At 60.0% G+C, this 18,100-nt stretch carries 21 protein-coding genes, 1 tRNA gene and 2 pseudogenes; 15 read left to right on the top strand and 9 right to left on the bottom strand.

Annotated features, from left to right (window positions below; all coding sequences use genetic code 11):
* The 6 genes from ACF8FG_RS15825 to csrA form a co-directional block, all read left to right on the top strand.
* Positions 1-741: NAD(P)H-dependent flavin oxidoreductase (locus ACF8FG_RS15825; RefSeq protein WP_392518951.1), on the top strand; the 741-nt coding region annotated here is incomplete at its 5' end.
* Positions 742-823: 82 nt separating this feature from the next.
* Positions 824-1,582, top strand: a complete 759-nt coding sequence (modA, locus tag ACF8FG_RS15820) for a molybdate ABC transporter substrate-binding protein (RefSeq protein ID WP_019438769.1) — start codon at positions 824-826, stop codon at positions 1,580-1,582.
* A complete protein-coding gene (gene modB / locus ACF8FG_RS15815) occupies positions 1,582-2,262 on the top strand; it encodes a molybdate ABC transporter permease subunit (RefSeq protein WP_019438768.1) in 681 nt (226 codons plus the stop codon). The genes modA and modB overlap by 1 nt, the downstream gene beginning before the upstream one ends.
* A 1-nt stretch (position 2,263) precedes the next feature.
* Positions 2,264-3,355, top strand: coding sequence for a molybdenum ABC transporter ATP-binding protein (gene modC / locus ACF8FG_RS15810; RefSeq protein WP_014590477.1), 1,092 nt, complete (start codon positions 2,264-2,266; stop codon positions 3,353-3,355).
* Positions 3,356-3,412: 57 nt separating this feature from the next.
* On the top strand, positions 3,413-4,435 hold the full coding sequence (locus tag ACF8FG_RS15805) for a DNA topoisomerase IB (RefSeq protein ID WP_019438767.1): 1,023 nt from the start codon (positions 3,413-3,415) through the stop codon (positions 4,433-4,435).
* 253 nt (positions 4,436-4,688) lie between these two features.
* On the top strand, positions 4,689-4,886 hold the full coding sequence (csrA, locus tag ACF8FG_RS15800) for a carbon storage regulator CsrA (protein ID WP_012051904.1): 198 nt from the start codon (positions 4,689-4,691) through the stop codon (positions 4,884-4,886).
* A gap of 39 nt (positions 4,887-4,925) precedes the next feature.
* Here the strand turns inward: csrA and ACF8FG_RS15795 are convergent, their stop codons facing one another.
* The 4 genes from ACF8FG_RS15795 to ACF8FG_RS15780 all read right to left on the bottom strand — a co-directional run bounded on the left by ACF8FG_RS15795 (position 4,926) and on the right by ACF8FG_RS15780 (position 8,262).
* Complete coding sequence (locus tag ACF8FG_RS15795; protein ID WP_010954660.1) at positions 4,926-5,279, bottom strand: response regulator; 354 nt, start codon at positions 5,277-5,279, stop codon at positions 4,926-4,928.
* A gap of 11 nt (positions 5,280-5,290) precedes the next feature.
* Positions 5,291-6,736, bottom strand: coding sequence for an ATPase domain-containing protein (locus tag ACF8FG_RS15790; protein ID WP_019438765.1), 1,446 nt, complete (start codon positions 6,734-6,736; stop codon positions 5,291-5,293).
* A gap of 5 nt (positions 6,737-6,741) precedes the next feature.
* A complete protein-coding gene (locus ACF8FG_RS15785) occupies positions 6,742-7,902 on the bottom strand; it encodes a nitrogen regulation protein NR(II) (RefSeq protein ID WP_019438764.1) in 1,161 nt (386 codons plus the stop codon).
* An 84-nt stretch (positions 7,903-7,986) separates the two neighbouring features.
* Positions 7,987-8,262 (bottom strand): hypothetical protein, encoded by a 276-nt coding sequence (locus ACF8FG_RS15780; RefSeq protein WP_014590473.1) that lies wholly within the window; start codon positions 8,260-8,262, stop codon positions 7,987-7,989.
* Between the two features lie 199 nt (positions 8,263-8,461).
* On the opposite strand from ACF8FG_RS15780, the gene ACF8FG_RS15775 reads away from it, so the two are divergent.
* Positions 8,462-8,546, top strand: a tRNA-Leu gene (locus tag ACF8FG_RS15775).
* Positions 8,547-8,650: 104 nt separating this feature from the next.
* Positions 8,651-9,064 (top strand): DoxX family protein, encoded by a 414-nt coding sequence (locus ACF8FG_RS15770; RefSeq protein ID WP_019438763.1) that lies wholly within the window; start codon positions 8,651-8,653, stop codon positions 9,062-9,064.
* Between the two features lies 1 nt (position 9,065).
* Here ACF8FG_RS15770 and ACF8FG_RS15765 read toward each other — a convergent pair whose 3' ends face one another.
* Positions 9,066-9,260 carry a hypothetical protein gene (locus ACF8FG_RS15765; RefSeq protein WP_019438762.1) on the bottom strand — a complete coding sequence of 65 codons (195 nt, stop codon included), beginning with the start codon at positions 9,258-9,260 and terminating at the stop codon, positions 9,066-9,068.
* Positions 9,261-9,520: 260 nt separating this feature from the next.
* Between ACF8FG_RS15765 and ACF8FG_RS15760 the strand changes: the two are divergent.
* Positions 9,521-9,710 (top strand): annotated as a pseudogene (locus ACF8FG_RS15760) (hypothetical protein); the annotation flags it as partial.
* 371 nt (positions 9,711-10,081) lie between these two features.
* Here ACF8FG_RS15760 and ACF8FG_RS15755 read toward each other — a convergent pair.
* Positions 10,082-11,254, bottom strand: coding sequence for a multidrug effflux MFS transporter (locus ACF8FG_RS15755; protein ID WP_318081875.1), 1,173 nt, complete (start codon positions 11,252-11,254; stop codon positions 10,082-10,084).
* A gap of 148 nt (positions 11,255-11,402) precedes the next feature.
* Between ACF8FG_RS15755 and ACF8FG_RS15750 the strand changes: the two genes are divergently transcribed.
* The 4 genes from ACF8FG_RS15750 to ACF8FG_RS15735 all read left to right on the top strand — a co-directional run bounded on the left by ACF8FG_RS15750 (position 11,403) and on the right by ACF8FG_RS15735 (position 14,507).
* Positions 11,403-12,272: a LysR family transcriptional regulator gene (locus ACF8FG_RS15750; RefSeq protein WP_019438760.1), complete on the top strand. Its 870-nt coding sequence runs from the start codon at positions 11,403-11,405 to the stop codon at positions 12,270-12,272.
* Between the two features lie 412 nt (positions 12,273-12,684).
* Positions 12,685-13,695: an alcohol dehydrogenase AdhP gene (gene adhP, locus ACF8FG_RS15745; protein ID WP_019438759.1), complete on the top strand. Its 1,011-nt coding sequence runs from the start codon at positions 12,685-12,687 to the stop codon at positions 13,693-13,695.
* 91 nt (positions 13,696-13,786) lie between these two features.
* Positions 13,787-13,993, top strand: a complete 207-nt coding sequence (locus tag ACF8FG_RS15740; protein WP_019438758.1) for a DUF6434 domain-containing protein — start codon at positions 13,787-13,789, stop codon at positions 13,991-13,993.
* A 277-nt stretch (positions 13,994-14,270) separates the two neighbouring features.
* Positions 14,271-14,507 (top strand): hypothetical protein, encoded by a 237-nt coding sequence (locus ACF8FG_RS15735; protein WP_019438757.1) that lies wholly within the window; start codon positions 14,271-14,273, stop codon positions 14,505-14,507.
* 31 nt (positions 14,508-14,538) lie between these two features.
* Here ACF8FG_RS15735 and ACF8FG_RS15730 read toward each other — a convergent pair whose 3' ends face one another.
* A complete protein-coding gene (locus tag ACF8FG_RS15730) occupies positions 14,539-14,910 on the bottom strand; it encodes a MerR family transcriptional regulator (RefSeq protein ID WP_019438756.1) in 372 nt (123 codons plus the stop codon).
* A 72-nt stretch (positions 14,911-14,982) separates the two neighbouring features.
* Between ACF8FG_RS15730 and ACF8FG_RS15725 the strand changes: the two genes are divergently transcribed.
* Positions 14,983-16,080, top strand: a complete 1,098-nt coding sequence (locus ACF8FG_RS15725) for an SDR family oxidoreductase (RefSeq protein WP_014590435.1) — start codon at positions 14,983-14,985, stop codon at positions 16,078-16,080.
* Between the two features lie 125 nt (positions 16,081-16,205).
* Here ACF8FG_RS15725 and ACF8FG_RS15720 read toward each other — a convergent pair whose 3' ends face one another.
* Positions 16,206-16,505, bottom strand: a complete 300-nt coding sequence (locus ACF8FG_RS15720; RefSeq protein WP_010954670.1) for a hypothetical protein — start codon at positions 16,503-16,505, stop codon at positions 16,206-16,208.
* A gap of 740 nt (positions 16,506-17,245) precedes the next feature.
* On the opposite strand from ACF8FG_RS15720, the pseudogene ACF8FG_RS15715 reads away from it, so the two are divergent.
* Positions 17,246-17,337: pseudogene (locus ACF8FG_RS15715) on the top strand (IS5/IS1182 family transposase); the annotation flags it as partial.
* A 30-nt stretch (positions 17,338-17,367) separates the two neighbouring features.
* Here the strand turns inward: ACF8FG_RS15715 and ACF8FG_RS15710 are convergent.
* Positions 17,368-18,018, bottom strand: a complete 651-nt coding sequence (locus ACF8FG_RS15710; RefSeq protein WP_041166881.1) for a TetR/AcrR family transcriptional regulator — start codon at positions 18,016-18,018, stop codon at positions 17,368-17,370.
* Positions 18,019-18,100: the final 82 nt, after the last annotated feature.

Below are 18,100 nucleotides of genomic sequence, written 5' to 3'. Positions count from 1 at the left end.
GCGCCTTTCGACGAGCAGAGCTGCCTGCTGGTCGAAGCGTTGCGCCCGGAGGTGGTGAGCTTCCACTTCGGCCTGCCGCAGGCCGAACTGCTGCAGCGGGTAAAGGCCAGCGGTGCCAAAGTACTGTCCAGCGCCACGACCGTGGAAGAAGCGGTCTGGCTGGAGCGCAATGGCTGCGATGCGATCATCGCCATGGGTTATGAAGCCGGTGGCCATCGCGGCATGTTCCTCAGCGATGACATCACCAGCCAGATAGGCACCTTCGCTCTGGTACCGCAGGTGGCCGATGCCGTCGGCGTGCCAGTGATTGCCGCCGGTGGTATCGGCGACCACCGCGGGCTGTTGGCGGCACTGGCCCTGGGGGCCTCGGCAGTGCAGATCGGCACGGCTTACCTGTTCTGCCCCGAGGCCAAGGTGTCGCCAGCGCATCGCCAGGCGCTGGACAGCGCGCCTGCCAGCGACACCGCCCTGACCAACCTGTTCACCGGCCGCCCGGCGCGAGGCATCAACAATCGCCTCATGCGCGAGCTGGGGCCGATGAGCGAGCTTGCACCGCGCTTCCCGCTGGCGGGCGGGGCATTGATGCCTTTACGGGCAATCACCGATCCGCAGGGTAATAGTGATTTCAGCAATCTGTGGTCGGGGCAGGCGTTACGGCTGGGCCGGCACATGCCGGCGGGTGAGCTGACCCGGGAGATTGCCGGCAAGGCACTGGCAGTAATCGGTCACCAGGCATTCTGACAGGCAGGCCTGGCCTCTTCACGGCCAATGGCTTATCGCTATATAGTTAAGGCTATAACGATAATCTCAAGGAGCTGTCTTCATGCGTATCCGCTCGCCCCAGTTGACCTTCACTGCCCTGGCCAGCCTGCTGGCCTTCAACACTGCCTGGGCCGACGAAGTCCAGGTCGCGGTCGCAGCCAATTTCACAGCCCCTGTCCAGGCCATCGCCAAGGAATTCGAAAAAGACACCGGCCACAAACTGGTCGCGGCCTACGGCGCCACCGGGCAGTTCTACGCGCAGATCAAGAACGGTGCACCGTTCGAAGTGTTCCTCGCCGCTGACGACACCACCCCCAAGAAGCTGGAAGCAGAAAAGGAAACCGTACCTGGCTCACGCTTTACCTACGCCATCGGCACCCTGGCCTTGTGGTCTGCGAAGGAAGGCTACGTAGATGCCAAGGGTGAAGTACTGAAAAAGAACGAATACAAACACCTGTCCATCGCCAACCCGAAAGCGGCACCTTACGGCCTGGCCGCCACCCAGCTGCTGGACAGGCTGAAGCTCACCGAAGCCACCAAAGGCAAGATCGTCGAAGGCCAGAACATCACCCAGGCCTTCCAGTTCGTCTCCACCGGCAACGCCGAGTTGGGCTTCGTCGCCCTTTCGCAGATCTACAAGGACGGCAAAGTAACCCATGGCTCGGCATGGATCGTGCCGTCCAACCTGCACGACCCGATCCGCCAGGACGCCGTCATCCTCAACAAAGGCAAGGACAATGCGGCCGCCAAGGCACTGGTCGAATACCTCAAAGGCCCGAAAGCCGCAGCGGTGATCAAATCCTATGGTTATGACCGTTGATGCCACTCGATGCCAGTGACCTGGGCGCCATCTGGCTGACCGTAAAACTGGCCAGCCTGACCACCCTGATCCTGCTGATCATCGGCACACCGGTCGCCTGGTGGCTCGCGCGCACGCGCTCTTGGCTGCGCGGGCCGGTGGGTGCGGTGGTGGCACTGCCGCTGGTACTGCCACCGACGGTGATCGGCTTTTACCTGTTGATCGCCCTTGGCCCGCACGGCTGGCTCGGGCAGGCCACCCAGGCGCTAGGCCTGGGCAGTGTGGTGTTCAGCTTCACAGGCCTGGTGATTGGCTCGACGGTGTACTCCCTGCCGTTCGTGGTGCAACCCTTGCAGAATGCCTTTGGCGCGATCGGCCAGCGCCCCCTGGAAGTCGCCGCCACCCTGCGCGCCAGCCCACGGGATACCTTCGTTCACGTGGTGCTGCCGCTAGCCCGCCCTGGCTTCGTCACTGCCAGCATCCTCGGCTTTGCCCACACGGTGGGCGAGTTTGGCGTCGTACTGATGATCGGTGGCAACATCCCCGACAAGACTCGCGTGGTTTCGGTGCAGATTTTCGATCACGTCGAAGCCATGGAGTATTCGCAAGCCCACTGGCTGGCCGGGGCCATGCTGGTGTTCTCATTCCTGGTGCTGCTCCTGCTGTACGCTGGACGCCGTGGCAAAGCTGGCTGGAGCTGAAATGACCGCATCGATTGTGGCGCACCTGAAACTGGCACGCGACGATTTTACCCTGGACGTCAACCTGCACCTGCCCGGGCGCGGCATCAGCGCGCTGTTCGGCCACTCTGGCTCCGGCAAGACCAGCTGCCTGCGCTGCCTGGCCGGGCTGGAACGGGCCGCCAGCGCCTATATCGAAGTCAACGGCGAAGTCTGGGAAGACAGCACCCGTGGCTACTTCCAGGCACCGCACCTGCGCCCGGTGGGCTACGTGTTCCAGGAAGCCAGCCTGTTCCCGCACCTGTCGGTGCGCGGCAACCTGACGTTCGGCTGGCGCCGGGTAGCGCCCGCTGCACGCAAGGTCAGCCTCGACCAGGCGTGCCAACTGCTGGGTATCGGCCACTTGCTGGACCGCCGCCCGGCAACCCTGTCGGGTGGCGAGGCGCAGCGGGTGGGTATTGCCCGCGCCCTGCTCAGCAGCCCACGGCTGTTGTTGATGGACGAGCCGCTGGCAGCCCTCGACGGCCCGCGCAAGCGCGAGATATTGCCCTTCCTGGAGCGCCTGCACGACGAACTGGACATCCCCCTCATATATGTCAGCCACGCCCAGGATGAAGTCGCGCGGCTGGCCGACCACCTAGTGTTGCTGGAACAAGGCCGGGCGATCGCCAGCGGCCCGATCGGCGAAACCCTGGCTCGCCTTGACCTGTCGCTGGCCCAGGGCGACGACGCCGGCGTCGTGTTCGAAGGTAGGGTGGTTGGGCACGACCCACACTACGGCCTGCTGGACCTGCGCCTGCCCGGCAGCAGCGGGCCGCTGCTGCGCATCACCCACGCGGCGCAGGTGATGGGCAGCACCCTGCGCGTCAAGGTGCAGGCCCGGGATGTCAGCCTGGCACTGGCGGCGGACAGCGCATCGAGCATCCTCAACCGCCTGCCGGTGCGTGTGCGCGAGAGCTGCCCGGCGGCCAACCCGGCGCATGTGCTGGTCAGCCTGGATGCTGGCGGCAATGCCCTGCTTGCACGCATCACCCGCTTCTCGGCAGACCAGCTCGGTTTGCACACGGGGCAGATACTGTTCGCCCAGATCAAGTCGGTGGCCCTTTTGGGTTGAGCATCCTTAGCGCGCGTATTGTCCATTGATCAGTGACCTGATCGAGGCCCACCGCCCATGCTTGACTGCCCCCTGCCGCGCACCCTGCACTACGTTGACGACAGTCAGCCGGGCCTGACCCGTCGGCGCTGGCGCGACCGTTTCATCTACCTGAATGCCGATGGCCAACGAGTACGCGACAGCGAAACCCTCGCACGCATCGCCGCACTGGTGATCCCCCCGGCCTACACGGATGTGTGGATCTGCGCCGATCCGCAAGGCCACCTGCAAGCCACCGGCCGTGATGCCCGTGGCCGCAAGCAGTACCGCTACCACGCGCAGTGGCGCGAACTGCGCGACCAGCACAAATACGGGCGCATGCTTGCGTTCGCCCAAGCCTTGCCAAAGCTGCGCACACAGCTGGAAGCCCACTTGGCGCGGCCAGGGCTGGACCGGGAAAAGGTCATGGCGCTGGTGGTGAGCCTGCTGGACCACACCCTGATCCGCATTGGCAACCAGCGCTACCTGCGCGATAACCGGTCGTACGGATTGACCACCCTGCGCAATCGCCATGTACAGATCAAAGGCAGCAGCATTCGCTTTCAATTCCGCGGCAAGCGCGGCGTCGAACACAACGTCACCCTCAACGACCGGCGCTTGGCCAACCTGCTCAAACGCTGCATGGAACTGCCTGGGCAGGCACTGTTTCAGTACCTGGATGAAGACGGCCAGCGCCATAGTGTCGGCTCCACCGAGGTCAATCAGTTTCTGCAGCAGTTGACCGGCGCCGACTTCACTGCCAAGGACTATCGCACCTGGGCCGGCAGCAGCCTGGCATTGAACCTGCTGAAGCCCTTGGCCTGGGAGCCGGAGAGTGAAGCCAAACGTCAGGTCGCCGCAATAGTCCGCCAGGTAGCCACGCGCCTGGGCAATACGCCGGCAGTGTGCCGGCGCTGCTACATCCACCCGGCAGTCCTGGAGCACTATGCCTTGGGGCGCCTTGCCAATTTGCCGAAAAACCGTGTGCGCAAAGGCCTGGACCCGGAGGAAGTGGCCTTGCTGTTGTTTCTTCAGGCACTCGAGGAACAGGAGGCCCATTGAGCTTGTCTATTCAGCCCATGATGCGAAGAAATTTCCCATTAGCCGCCAACCCCCCTATTCTTGCCAGCGAGCACCTTGGCCGACAAACCGTTGACGGTTTGCTTTGGCACCTGCAACTGAAGACACGCAACAGAATTTGTCTGTCGGGGAATTACTATCCGCCGAAAGCGTCTTTAATGAGAAGGAAGAGGGACAAGCTCCCGCCGCCACGGCAACTAGCCCGGCGGACTTTTACATCACCAAGGAGAACTACATGCTGATACTCACCCGTAAGGTTGGCGAAAGCATCGTCATCAACGATGACATCAAAGTCACCATTCTGGGCGTCAAAGGGATGCAGGTGAGGATCGGTATCGATGCACCGAAAGATGTTCAGGTCCATCGAGAAGAAATCTTCAAACGCATCCAGGCCGGCAGCCCGGCTCCGGAGAAACACGAAGACTCACACTGAGCGTCACCCGAGGGGCATGGATGCGCTCGACCGCCAGCCTCAGGTGCCTATTAACTGATGCACCGTGGCGATCATCTCATCCATGTCGAACGGTTTGTCGAATATTGCGGCAAACAGGGCCGGGCATCCTTGGCTGGCCTGTGCGCCGCTCATGAGGATGACCGGCAACTCGCTTAACGCAGGGTCCTCGCGGATGGCACGCGCCAACTCCTCACCGTTGAGTAGCGGCATCATGTAGTCGGTAATCACCAGCTGCACGCGTTTTTCCTTCAACGCCTCCAGTGCTTTGCAGCCATTGCTCGCCTTTTCCACCAGGAAACCTTCGTCCTCCAGGGCAAACCCGAGGATATCGGCGATCAGGTATTCGTCATCGACAATCAGGATGGTGTTCATCGGCTCGTCCGTCACCCGCTCTCCTGCGGCGTCGGCGTTCCCGAAAGCACACCGCAGGCACCTTCGAACGCCTTGCGCAAGGTAATGCCTTGCGGCCCGATCAGCAGCTCGTGCAAGGCCGGGTCATGGTGACTGTCACGCACCTTGAGGACCGACAGCATGCGCCGTAGTTGCGAGTCCAGTTCGACAAAGCGCATCAGCATAAGGTTGTCGACGATACTCGACAGGTCCGGCGCGGGGGCGCTGATTTCCGCGCCGAAGATGTCGCGCATCTCCCAGGTCAGCATCACGCTGATATCGCGCGCGCGCAACTCACCCGCCAGCGCGCGGAAAAACGCATTTAGCCGCGTCGGGTCAATAGCCAGGCGGCTGAATGCGCCAAGGCTGTCGATCACCACGCGCTTGCTGCCCTGCGCCGCTACACGCTCCAGTAGTCGCGCGCCAACCTGGTCCAGCAAGCCCTCGGTGGTCGGCTGCCAGCACAGCTGCAAGCTACCGCCCTGCTCCATCGCGGCAAAATCGTAACCGAGCGAAGCGGCCTTGCTGCGCAGGCGTTCGGGTGTTTCGTAAAAACCGAAATGCAACCCCGGCGCCTGCGGGGTGCTGGCACCCAGAAAGGCCAGGCCCAATGATGTCTTGCCAATCCCCGAAGGCCCCATCAGCAGGCTGACTGACCCGGTGGCCAAGCCTCCGCCAAGCATTTCATCGAAGGTTGGTACGCCGCTGCTGATACGCGCCAAGGTGCCACTGCCCAATTGGCTGGGGTGGCTGAACAACGCTTCCAGGCGAGGATAGACCTGCATGCCGGACTCATCGATAAGGCATTCGTGACGCCCCGACAACGCACCACTGCCGCGGGTCTTGCGCAATTGGACATGGCGCACGGCGCGGCTGCCGACCAGTTGCTCACCCAGTTCGATCACGCCATCGACCATGGTGTGTTCCGGGCTACCCTCGTCGAGCCGGGCACTGGTCAGCAACAGTACGGTGCACCCGGCGAAGGCCGCATGCCCCTGCAGCTCAGAGACGAACTTCTTGGTGTCCAGCGCGGTTTCCGCACGTACCCGGGCATTGAGCACACCGTCGACGATCAGCAGGCTGGCCTGTTGCCGGGCAATTTCCTGGCGCAGCAAGCGCACCACCGCATCCAGCCCGTCCTGCTCAAGGGTATCAAAGGCGCTGACGAACTGGATTTTGTCACCGACCAGCGCCGGGTCGAAGAAGTCCAGTGTGGACAGGTACTGGAACAAGCGTTCATGCGACTCGCTCAGCAAGGTGGCCACCAGCACCCGACCACCGCCACGCACGTGGCCGCAGGCCAGCTGATTGGCGAGGATGGTCTTACCGGCCCCCGGCGGCCCCTGGATAATGTAGGAGGCGCCAGCTATCAGGCCACCCTTGAGCAACGCGTCGAGCCCGTCGATCCCCGTTACCAGTCGCTTCAGTGCCTGCGCCATGTTATCTACCTGTCGAGTGGGCTATCCGTCTGGTCCTGATACATTGGCAAGTACAGTCGCATGCAAGTTCCCCGGCCAGGCTCGCTGTCGACACAAATGGCACCGCCACTTTGCCGGGCGAAACCATAGACCTGGCTGAGCCCCAGGCCGGTACCCTTGCCGAAAGGCTTGGTGGTGAAAAACGGCTCGAAGATACGCGGCAGTATCTCTGTGGGTATGCCTTCGCCGCTGTCTTCCACCTCGAAGCGCACGAAGCTGCCCTTCAGCCCTTCAACTTCGCCGAACAGCTCGACCACATCGACTGTCAGGCTGATGCGGCCATGCCCGTCGATGGCATCACGAGCATTGAACAACAGGTTGAGCAACACCATCTGCAGTTGCCCGGCATCCACCTCGATCAACGGCAGGTCCGGTTGCAGCAACACCTTCAAGTCAATCGAGCTTGGCAATGCATGTTCAAGCAGGCCACGCGTAGCATTAACCAGCTCTGCCGGGGCAACGCTGGCCACATCGAACTTGCGGTGACGGGCAAAACTGAGCAGTTGCTGGGTCAGTTCGGTGCCACGCTGGCTGGCATCGAGGATGTGCTGCAACATACGCTGGGTGCGTGCCGGGTCCTGGGTGGCCAGCGCCAGGCGCGCCGAGCTGATGATGATGGTCAACATGTTGTTGAAGTCGTGCGCCAGACCACCGGTCAACTGGCCGAGGGCTTCAAGCTTCTGCGCCTGGAACAGCTGGGCGCGCACTGCGTCGAGCTGCTGCGCCGTCTCGCGACGGTCAGTGATATCGCGTGTCACCTTGGCCAGGCCAATGATCTGGCCATTTTCATCACGGATCACATCCAGTGCCGCCAAGGCCCAGAACTGCGTGCCGTCCTTGCGCACCCGCCAGCCTTCGTCCTGCGCCACACCCTGCTCCAGCGCCTGGCATAGCAGACGCTCAGGGCGGCCCTCCGCACAATCCTGCGCCGTGAAAAACAACGAAAAGTGCTTGCCGATCACTTCATCTCTACGGTAACCCTTGATCCGTTGCGCACCTGCGTTCCACGACACCACATGGCCAGAAGGGTCGAGCATGTAGATGGCATAATCCACCACCGACTGAACCAGCTGTTCGTAACGATGGGCAGGCATGACGGAAGCATCGAGGCAGTCAGCTGAAACCATGCAAACTCCACTGGCACAGCAGGAGGAAGGAAATGAGCGTAGCCCGGAGTGTCTGCCAGTAGACAGCTGAACGACTACAGGCAGTCAGCGTTCCGGCTCGGCCAGCGTCGGACTGATGCATCGCGGCATGGCCACTTTCAGCAACCACAGGCTGAGCAGCATGATCATACCACCGCCGGCCAGCGCCAACATACGCTGCTGCTGTGAGTGCTCCGCATCAAAGCCCAGCAACAACAGATAAACGCCCAGGCTGATCAGGCTGATGTAAAGAAATGCACCCAGCACGAGCACTTGCGCGAACAACAGCCGCCAGAATAACCGGGGACGCACCACACCTTCACCAACCCGGCCCTGAGTCATTACGCAACACTCTTGGATCCAATGATGGGCGACAGTGGCGTAACGACAGCACGGTGTCAATTGCCGGTTCGATCACCCTTCTATCTGTTGATCATAGGCGCTGCAGTTGACTCAACTATAACAATGGGTTATAAAGCGCGCTTGATTGCGAAGCCCTTCTGCTTAGAAGCGAGCTGGTCGTTGCGACCCCTTCAAGCGTGCGAGTGTGGTGGAATTGGTATACACAGCAGACTTAAAATCTGTCGGCGTGAGCCTTGCGGGTTCGAGTCCCGCCACTCGCACCAAACTTCGTTGAAAAGGCGCCCCTGCGGCGCCTTTTTGCTGCCTGAAAGCAATGTCTGGCGTAGCTGCTAAAGTGGAGCTTGTCCCCGTCCACTGGAACGCCGCCATGCGCTACTCCCTGTTCGATGGTCAACGCGACATCATTATCCTGATCGCCCGCGTACTGCTGATGATCCTGTTCGTCTTGTCTGGCTGGGCCAAGCTGACCGGCTTCGATGGCACGGTAGGCTACATGACCTCGCTCGGCGCCCCTGCCCCGATGCTGGCAGCAGGGATTGCCGTCATCATGGAGTTTCTCGTCGCAATCCTGTTGATCCTCGGTTTCTACACACGGCCGTTAGCCTTTCTGTTCGCGCTGTTCGTGCTGGGCACGGCGCTGCTGGGCCACCCATTCTGGAACATGGTCGACCCTGAGCGCAGCGCCAACACGACCCAGTTTCTGAAAAACCTCAGCATCATGGGCGGCCTGCTGTTGCTCGCGGTAAGCGGGCCCGGGCGGTTCTCGGTGGATGGTCGCTGAGTCAGTCGTCGCAATCGTCGAACCAAGCTGGGTGATCGCGCTCTTCGTCATCGAGGTCATTCAGCGTTTCTTCGTCTTCCTCCACTTCATCCTCGGCGCCTTGGGCATCTGCCTCGGGCTCCACGTCGTCATAGAGAAATTCGTGGTCAAGCAGGTGATCATGCTCGGGTTCGTGCAGGTCGTCTTCGTCGCGCATGCTGGCTCCTGGGATAATGACAGGCCTGTATAGGCTGATCAGGGTGCCGGGTCAATGCGTGGTCGCTTAATCCTGGGTTAACCGGACCGGCGCAACCTGCAGGCTCTCCCTTCAAACGTCTTTTGCCCGCCTTCCATGGCGGGCTTTTTTCACCATGACTCCAGCACCGAACTTTGCTTGACTACGCCATAGCCAGATACAGCAGGTTTATCAATAAGTTAGGCGGATTCATCATATGCAGTAAGCCAAGCACGCAGGAAGGCATCGCCCTGGGGCTGACGGGCTGCGCGCAAATTTTTGGCCAGCCAGGAACCTGGCGTAGTGGCACGGCCACTGACAGGCCGTTCGCCGTTGCTGACGACCTACTTGCTGCGTCCGGAAGGCGAGCCTTCGGAAGTGCTCGCCCGCTTCATCGAATGCTTAATTCGGATTTCTAACGAACTGTATTAGTGGCTGCCAGGCTCGCCCTGCTGCTTTGATGAACTGCTGCAGCAAATTTGAGTAGTAACGACCTGATTTGCGACTCATTATCTGGCAGGCATAAAAAGCTCACGACTTCCTCCGGGGATTTTCCAATGAGAGGGATGCGTAACAACAGATGCTCAAGTTTGCAACAACGCCGTATTCGTTGACGCTTCACGTGAGCTGCCTGAGATAGCCAAAATTTTCACGATGTCCTCTTTGCCCGAACGAATTCAATTCAGCTGCTGGCAGTCGGCTGCGACAGACCTATAACGAAACGAATGCTGCGACCAAACCAATCCCACATGCTGGAAGCATTCACGGCCCGGGCGCTGGGGTTCCAGCGTCATTGAGGATAATCAGACCACGCTCGTCCGGTTTCTAGGCCATGGCAGGCAGGTGGACAGCGCGATCAGGCCGAGCACCGTTACCGCGCCGCAAAGCACGCCAAGGCCGGTGCCGAAGGCCGCGCTGACCCCCATTGCCACCAGCGCGGCGCTGCCGATCTGACAGAACCCTACCAGTCCTGACGCGGTGGCCGCATGCCCGTGCTCACTCGCAATGGCCCCAGATACCGCCAGCGACAGCGACGAACCATTGGCGAGACTGACCAGGCACATCGGCAGCACCACAGCGGCCGCGCCATGTAGCCCCAGAGCCAGCACGGCCAGGAATGCCGCCCCGCCAAGTACGAAGCACATGATGCCGACAGCGAGGATACGGTCGTAGTGCCAGCGATCAAGCAGCCGCTTGGTCAGCAGGTTGGCAGCGATGATGCCGGCCGTCAGCGGCAGGTACAGCCAGCCGCTTTGCTCCTCACTCAAGCCTTGGCGCGCAAAAAGAAACGGCGATTGAGTCAAGTAGACGAACCAAGCGCAATAGATCGCGCAGACCACCAATGTATAGCGGCGAAAAGTTCGGTCGTGCAGGACATGACTGAAGCCGGCAAAGGGGGAGGTACGGGTACGGGCCGCGATGGGTAGCGTTTCCGGTAGCAGCGTCATTGCCATCAGCAGTGCCATGCCACCGAACGCAGCGACGAACAGGAAATCAGCTCGCCAGCCTAAGGCCGCTGCCAAGTGCCCGCCTATGGCCGGTGCCAAGGCTGGCGACAGCGACACCAGCGGGTAGATCACCGCATAGACCTTGGCAGAGGTGCGCTTGTCGCAGGTGTCGGCGATCAGGGCGCGACCCACGACCAGGCCCGCAGCCGCGCCGACTGCTTCCAGCATGCGCCACGCCAGAAACCCGTTGTAGGTGGTGGAGGTGGCACAGCCCACCGAGCCGACGATGTAGAGGGCGATGCCTCCCAGCAGTATGGGCTTGCGGCCATTGCGATCCGACAGTGGCCCGTAGGCCAACTGGGCAAATGCCAGTGCCAGCAGGTAGAACGAGATGGTCTGCGGCATCTGCCAGTCGGCGATGCCGAACTCGGTGGCCATGCTTGGCATTGCGGGTAGATAAACGTCCGAAGCAATCAGCCCGAAGGCACTCAGCATGGCGACTGTCAGGATGAAGGGTAAGCGAGGCATGGTAGCTCCCCGGCAGCCAGGCGGGCCGGCTGCGCGTCAAAGGGTTCAAAAGGGATTGACGCAATGCTACGGAGACGCCTTTCATGTGAAAATGCATAAAATAGCAGCATATGGCTGCATATTTGCAGCCCCAACAATGGGGGTAGGAGTGAACTGGGACGACGTGCGGATATTCCTGGCAATTCAGCGCGCCAGCACCTTGCGCGGGGCAGCGCAGCAACTTGTCATCGACCAGACCACGGTGAGCCGGCGTCTGACCGGATTGGAGCGAGCGCTGGGCAGTCGGCTGTTCCTGCGCACCACGGGCGGCTTGGTGCTAACGGACACCGGCCAGGAAGTGCTGCGTATGGCCGAGGACATGGAACGCATGGCAGTCTCCTTCGAGCGCCGCGGCGAAGGTGCCGATGCGCGCGTGGCCGGTGAGGTGCGCGTGACCACCACCGACGCCCTGGCGGTGGACTTCGTGCTTCCTGCCATTGAACACCTGCGCGCCAGCCATCCTGAAGTGCGGGTGATCCTGAGTACTACGACGCGGTTGCTCGACTTGGCACGGCGGGAGGCCGACATTGCTGTACGTACCCTGCGGCCAGAGCAACCTGACTTGATCGTTCGCCAACTCGGCTGCTGGGAAGTCGGCCTGTACGCTACCCGAAGCTATCTGGAAAAACATGGCGAACCACAGCCCGGACAAGGCCTTGCGAATCACGATATTGCACTTTACCAGCAGGGTGTGACCAGCCGGCAGGACAACACGCTGGCGGGTGAATCCAGAGCACAGGGGCGCGTGGTTGCCGAACTGGATTCGAGCCTGATGCTCGCGACCTTCGTGCGCGCCGGCCTAGCCATAGGCGAGTTACCCGAGTACCTGGCCCAGCGCGATCCCGCGCTGGTGCGGCTATGGCCGGGGTGCCGGCGGGCCAAGTCCTACGAGGCGTGGCTGGTGTTGCACCAAGACTTGGCGCGCACGGCCAGAGTGCGTGTCGTTGTGGAGGCGATCACATCGGCTTTCTCCGATTGAACGTCAGGCATGGCTCACAACGCCGCAGCACCGCAAAGTGGCGCGAAGTTCAGCTAACCCGGCGCCCGATATAAGTTTCTGGCCTTCAGAAAACCCTCGCAAATTACTTGACGTCGGCCGTTTTTTTGTGAGCCTGCGCACTTCGGTGCAGATGATGACAGCCTCATCACCTGACCTTCACGAAATGTCGACATCCGGATGGGCACACTGGCCCTGCTCCGTATGTTCTTGCAGCCCGCCGCATCCTTGCCGCGGGCTTTTCTTTTTTCTGCAAAGGCCAGTCAGGTATACGCAGGTATTTTGTGGAAGCGCCCACCATGACCATGACCTGAAGCAATTTTGCCTGGCCCGGCAAGGTCTATGCTGTCCCGACGATAACCCAAGCTCACATCGGATAGACACGGAGGCTCTCATGAAAGCTGCTGTCGTTGCACCAGGCCGTCGCGTGGACGTGATAGAGAAAACCTTGCGCCCTCTCGAACACGGCGAAGCGTTGCTGAAGATGCAGTGCTGCGGTGTGTGCCACACCGACCTGCACGTGAAAAATGGCGACTTTGGTGACAAGACCGGTGTAGTACTGGGCCACGAAGGTATTGGCGTGGTCCAGGAAGTTGGCCCGGGCGTCACCTCGCTCAAGCCAGGCGACCGTGCCAGCGTTGCCTGGTTCTACCAGGGTTGCGGACATTGCGAATATTGCAACAGCGGCAACGAGACCCTGTGCCGCGACGTGAAGAATTCCGGCTACACCGTGGACGGCGGCATGGCCGAGGCCTGCATCGTCAAGGCCGACTACTCGGTCAAAGTACCCGACGGCCTCGACTCCGCTGCCGCCAGCAGCATCACCTGCGCCGGCGTCACGACCTACAAAGCAGTGAAAATCTCCAACATCCGCCCCGGCCAATGGATCGCCATCTACGGGCTCGGCGGCCTGGGCAACCTGGCCCTGCAATATGCCAAGAATGTGTTCAACGCCAAAGTGATCGCCATCGACGTCAACGAAGAGCAACTGCGCTTCGCCAGCGAGATGGGCGCGGACCTGGTCGTCAATCCGCTCAACGAAGATGCCGCGAAGGTCATCCAGGCCAAGACCGGTGGCGCACATGCTGCCGTCGTTACTGCCGTGGCCAAAGGCGCGTTCAATTCTGCCGTCGATGCCTTGCGCGCTGGCGGGCGACTGGTGGCCGTCGGGCTTCCGTCGGAGTCCATGGACCTGAATATTCCTCGCCTGGTGCTTGATGGGATCGAAGTGGTGGGCTCGCTGGTAGGTACACGCCAGGACCTGCAGGAAGCCTTCCAGTTTGCCGCTGAAGGCAAAGTGGTGCCCAAGGTAACGCTGCGACCGATCGAGGATATCAACCAGATCTTTGACGAGATGCTGGAGGGCAAGATCAAAGGCCGGATGGTGATACAGTTCGAAGGCTGACAGGCCGAGCCAGGTCATGTGAAACCACAGCAAAGCCCGTAGATGACCCTCTACGGGCTTTTTGCCTTCTCAATTGTCAAAGGAACAGACCATGACCGTCGACTGGCACGCCGGGCCGATCACCCGTACAACTCCACTGGACAAGCATTACCGCAACACGCAGAAGGTTCGTCAGTTTCTGCTCAGCGAGTGCGGGGCAGCATTCAAGTTCGACCGTGGATTTATGCTTTGGATCAAGAGTGGCACCCCATCAACCATGGGTGACGTCGCGGACGAATGGCTACGGAGGTATGGGTGACGTTCTGTATCTGACGGCTGCAGGCAGGCCTTGGCTGCAGCCGTTGCGTTCAGCATCTTGTCCAACGATTCAACCATGCTGGAATAATCCATTTCCTGACTCCCTCGATGGTGGAATTGGCTTTGAGCCCAACCATAGACTGCGAACATTTCAATATTTGATGAGGAAACCTGGAAATATCACTCATCCTTCATGCTGAAGAGCGACGCCCGCGAGGTGTGGTTCAAGAAAAGTGCTCAACCTGCAAGGGCGAGCCTGTGCATATGAGGAGATCGGTATGTCCATTCGAAGCTTGGCGAAGCACCTGCCGCCGGACCCTTCGCGGGAAGGCTGGGTCATCGGATGGGGAGTCCTGAGAGACCGACATCCATGGCATTTTGTCGACGTTTATGCCGACCAGAAGACGGCCAAGGCAGAGGCGGAACGCAGAGGAGACGGCTACGTGGTGGAGTTCGGCTCGCACCGCTTGGGGACGCATGAGTTTATCTGCGGTGTAACCTTACCTGAAGGCTGACGCTCGATCGAAAAAGGTCATGGACAGGACCTCAGGGAATTATCTGCCCATTGGCAATAGCACTGGCTTCGAGCTTGGCACGCTCCGCGTCCAGAAAAACATAAGCGGCTTGTAGCGTGGTGATCTTCGTTTGAATCTCGGCCATCTTGGCGGCGACCAAGACGGCACCTTGCGCGCAGTCGATCGTGTTACCCCGCCTGGCCACAAGAATGTCCCCAATCTCAGCAAGTGAAAAGCCCCCGCCCTGGGCACTCTGTATAAAAGCCAAGTCAGCAACGGTCTGTTCACTGTAACTACGATAGTTGTTGGCTTGTCGCTGTGGCTCAATAAGCCCGAGCTGTTCGTAATAGCGCAATGTATGGCGGCTGAGCCCACTCCGGCGCTCCAACTCTCCAATATTCACGTTAAAAATCCTTGACTGTAGAGCAGGCTCTACACCTTAGCCTGCGCCCATCATCCAAACAAGGGTTCAAACATGAGTGTGGAATGCTTTGTCACCGGCGGCAGCGGCTTTGTGGGGCAACATTTGCTGGCCAGTCTTACTGCGCAAGGGCACAAGACCTGGGTACTGATGCGCAGCCCCGGTAACATCGAACGCCTCAAGGAGCAGGTAGGCCAACTGGGGGGTAACCCGGAGTATCTCCATGCCGTTGAAGGCGATATCAGCCAGGAGGGGCTTGGCCTCAGCGAAGCAGACAAAGAACGCGTCACTGCGACCGCTGTGTTTTTCCATCTCGCGGCTGAATTTTCCTGGGGGCTGACACCGGAGCGCGCCCGCACAGTCAATGTCCAAGGTGCTCTGAGCGTGGCCAGGCTTGCGGCCAGCCAGCGCATCCGACTGCTCATGGTAGGCGGCTTCATGCTGCAAAACCTCAACCACCTTGCCCGTATCGGGGTTGATATTCAGTGCCCTGAAAACACAAACTGGCCCGCGGTCTACGCCCGTGTAGGCGGCTACGAAGGCAGCAAACTCGAGTCCCATTTTGCAGTCATCCGCTATATGCAAGACGCGGATGCGGATTACACGATTGTTCACCCTGCTACGGTGTGCGGCCACAGCGAGAACGGGCATATCCTGGACGGACAACCGCTTGCCGAACTCATTCGCAATCTGGCACAAGGCCGATTCAAAGCTATTCCCGGTTCCGCCAGTCACTGGTTGCCATTGGTCAGCGTCGATTATCTAGTGAAAATGATAACTTGCGTGGCGTTCGACCCCTCCATGGCCAACCGGCAAGTTCTGGCGCTGTATGAGCGAACACCGAACTTGCAGGGAATGCTTGGGCAGATCGCAGACACGCTAAAGGTCAAGGCACCCCGCCGCCATATACCCATAGGGTTGCTCAGGTCGATATTGACGATTCCGGGACTGGCGACCCGCTTGGCGATCAGCGCCGAGTCATTGAACTTTATTCAGACGCAGCGCTTCGACATGGGAAACAGCAGGCAATTGGAGCGAAAGTACCAGTTTACGCATCCCGACATGACACGAGCCCTGGAAAACACGGTGCGCTATGTCAACGGCTCCTTGATGAAAAAATCCAAAAGTGAGGGCGCTGGCCAGCGAGGATGACGGGCCAGGCTGATGATGCCCACTCTGTCGGATAGCTGAAAGTGTGGCGACGCAGGCATTTCACGCACTGCGTCTTCGCTGATGACAGTAAGTCGCCGCTCGACCTCCGGCGCTGCGCGCCTCCGCTATTTCGAGGCAGCCAGAAAGCCTGCCGCAGGCGCACCTTCAGCAGCGACACGTCGGGCTCGGCCAACGCCCCACGCCAGCGCCCTGGTCATCGACTCGCCAGGGCGAGAATCGAAGGCCTCTTCAAGGATAGCCATGCCACCAGGGGCGTACACCCCGATGAACATCTGCGTTTTGCCTGTCCGCGACAGCCGCGTCTGAACATCAATGTATGTCCCATCGTCGAGCGTCTCGTCGTGAGTTCGGTGATGAAGCGTCGGGTCAGCCCAGGCCCAGAAAACATCACCGCGTATTCTCATGAGACGCTCCTACGACTTTAGTTGTAGTCAGGTGGTTTATTGCCACCATAGCGAACGTGCAGTTTTACGCAAATTCGTCTGACTCATCTGTGAGCTGAATCGGACAATCGGCTATTCAGCAGCCCCGCCAGAGACTCAACGCTTGTCGTGAAGCTCGGGCGGCCAAGCGCTCAAGAACCACATGACTCTTGGCGTCAATACATAGATCCAGTGCTGACCAGGGTAGATGAAGATGCCGACAGCCCAGATGGCGAGTAAGGTTCCGCCCGCTCGCCTACGCCGCCTCGGCGTGAACCATTCCTGAAACGCCTTATGCCTCTCCCGCAGTGTCATTACCACCCTCCCTGTTTGGTAAGCGGCGAAGCATATCACCTCTAGTTCAACGATAACGCGTCCCCGGCAAGGGCGGCGCCGGACCGGGTCATCCGCCAACATCTATGAGCTCAAGCAGTCCTCTATCGTCACTTACACCCTCGTCCCACTGTCCGCTCGACTCAGACTGTGTGAAAACCCAAATTTATCTCTGAAGCGTGCGAGCGTACGTGAAATCTGTAACGGCTTGGTTATTCAGCTAACCCAGATTTAGCGCAGGAGCGCGAATTTATGGTCGTTTTCTAACCAGTCGGATCGCGCTGAACGTTTTCACACAGCCTGGACCCAAAGCGGCCTCTCGCTAAGGACAGCAATCGGTCAATAGCAGCCAGCAGCTTGAAGGAGTCTCCGAGTCTATGGTCGATTCAGGCTGCGATGCTGAGCACTTGCGTCAGTACTGCGCAGTTATCGGACGCAGCCTGTGATTCCCCTGCGAACCCTGAAGCGCAAACCCAAGCCTAGGCCAAGCTGCCCTGGAGCAATTAAATGCTTATCCACTTGCGCGGTCGCTGCGACCGTGCGCGGCTATGAACATAGCGACGGCCGACCGGCAGTAGGATTCAATTTCGTTTTCGTCCTCTGCTCTCGCCTGATCGAAGCGGGCGATCATCAGTAGATCGGACCCTTTGAAGAGCGCGGCAAACAAGCGGGCGGCTTGGAGGGAATCGGGCACGTTGAGAAGCGCCTTCGCGTGAAGTTGGCGAAACAGGGTCTCGATGTCGGCGATGACATGGGCGGCGCCGGCTTCGTAGTGGCGCTTGCTCAAGGCGTTTTGACTCGTTTTATCGGCCATGACCATGGCTTCGATACTGCTGACGTCTGGTCTCAACAGCGTGCGCAGCAGTGATGTTCCCACCGCCATAAGTTGGTCTTCGACCGAACCTTCGGCACCTTCAAGCAGGGCCTGTGGTGCAAACGACTCCTGGCAACCAGCCGTGATGGCTGCGCTGAACAGCGCCTCCTTGTTCTCGAAGCGCTTATAGATGCTGAGCTTGGATATCTTCGCCCGCTGGGCGACCTTGTCCAACGTCGTCGCTTGAAAACCCAATTCCACAAAAAGTTCGCTCGCGGCGTTGAGTATCGTTTGGGCAAGCGCCTCGTTGGTGGGCCGGCCGCGCCGGCCCTGTATGGTCTCAGTCATGATATTGGTACTTTGCAGTATCTTAATTTAAGGTATACGATACCACTCGGTATCTTAAATTTGCAATCCAAAGGCTAGGTTT

The sequence above is a fragment of the Pseudomonas sp. YQ_6 genome (assembly GCF_043103245.1).
GTDB classification, from domain to species: domain Bacteria; phylum Pseudomonadota; class Gammaproteobacteria; order Pseudomonadales; family Pseudomonadaceae; genus Aquipseudomonas; species Aquipseudomonas alloputida.
This window is presented reverse-complemented; position numbering and strand designations above follow the sequence as displayed.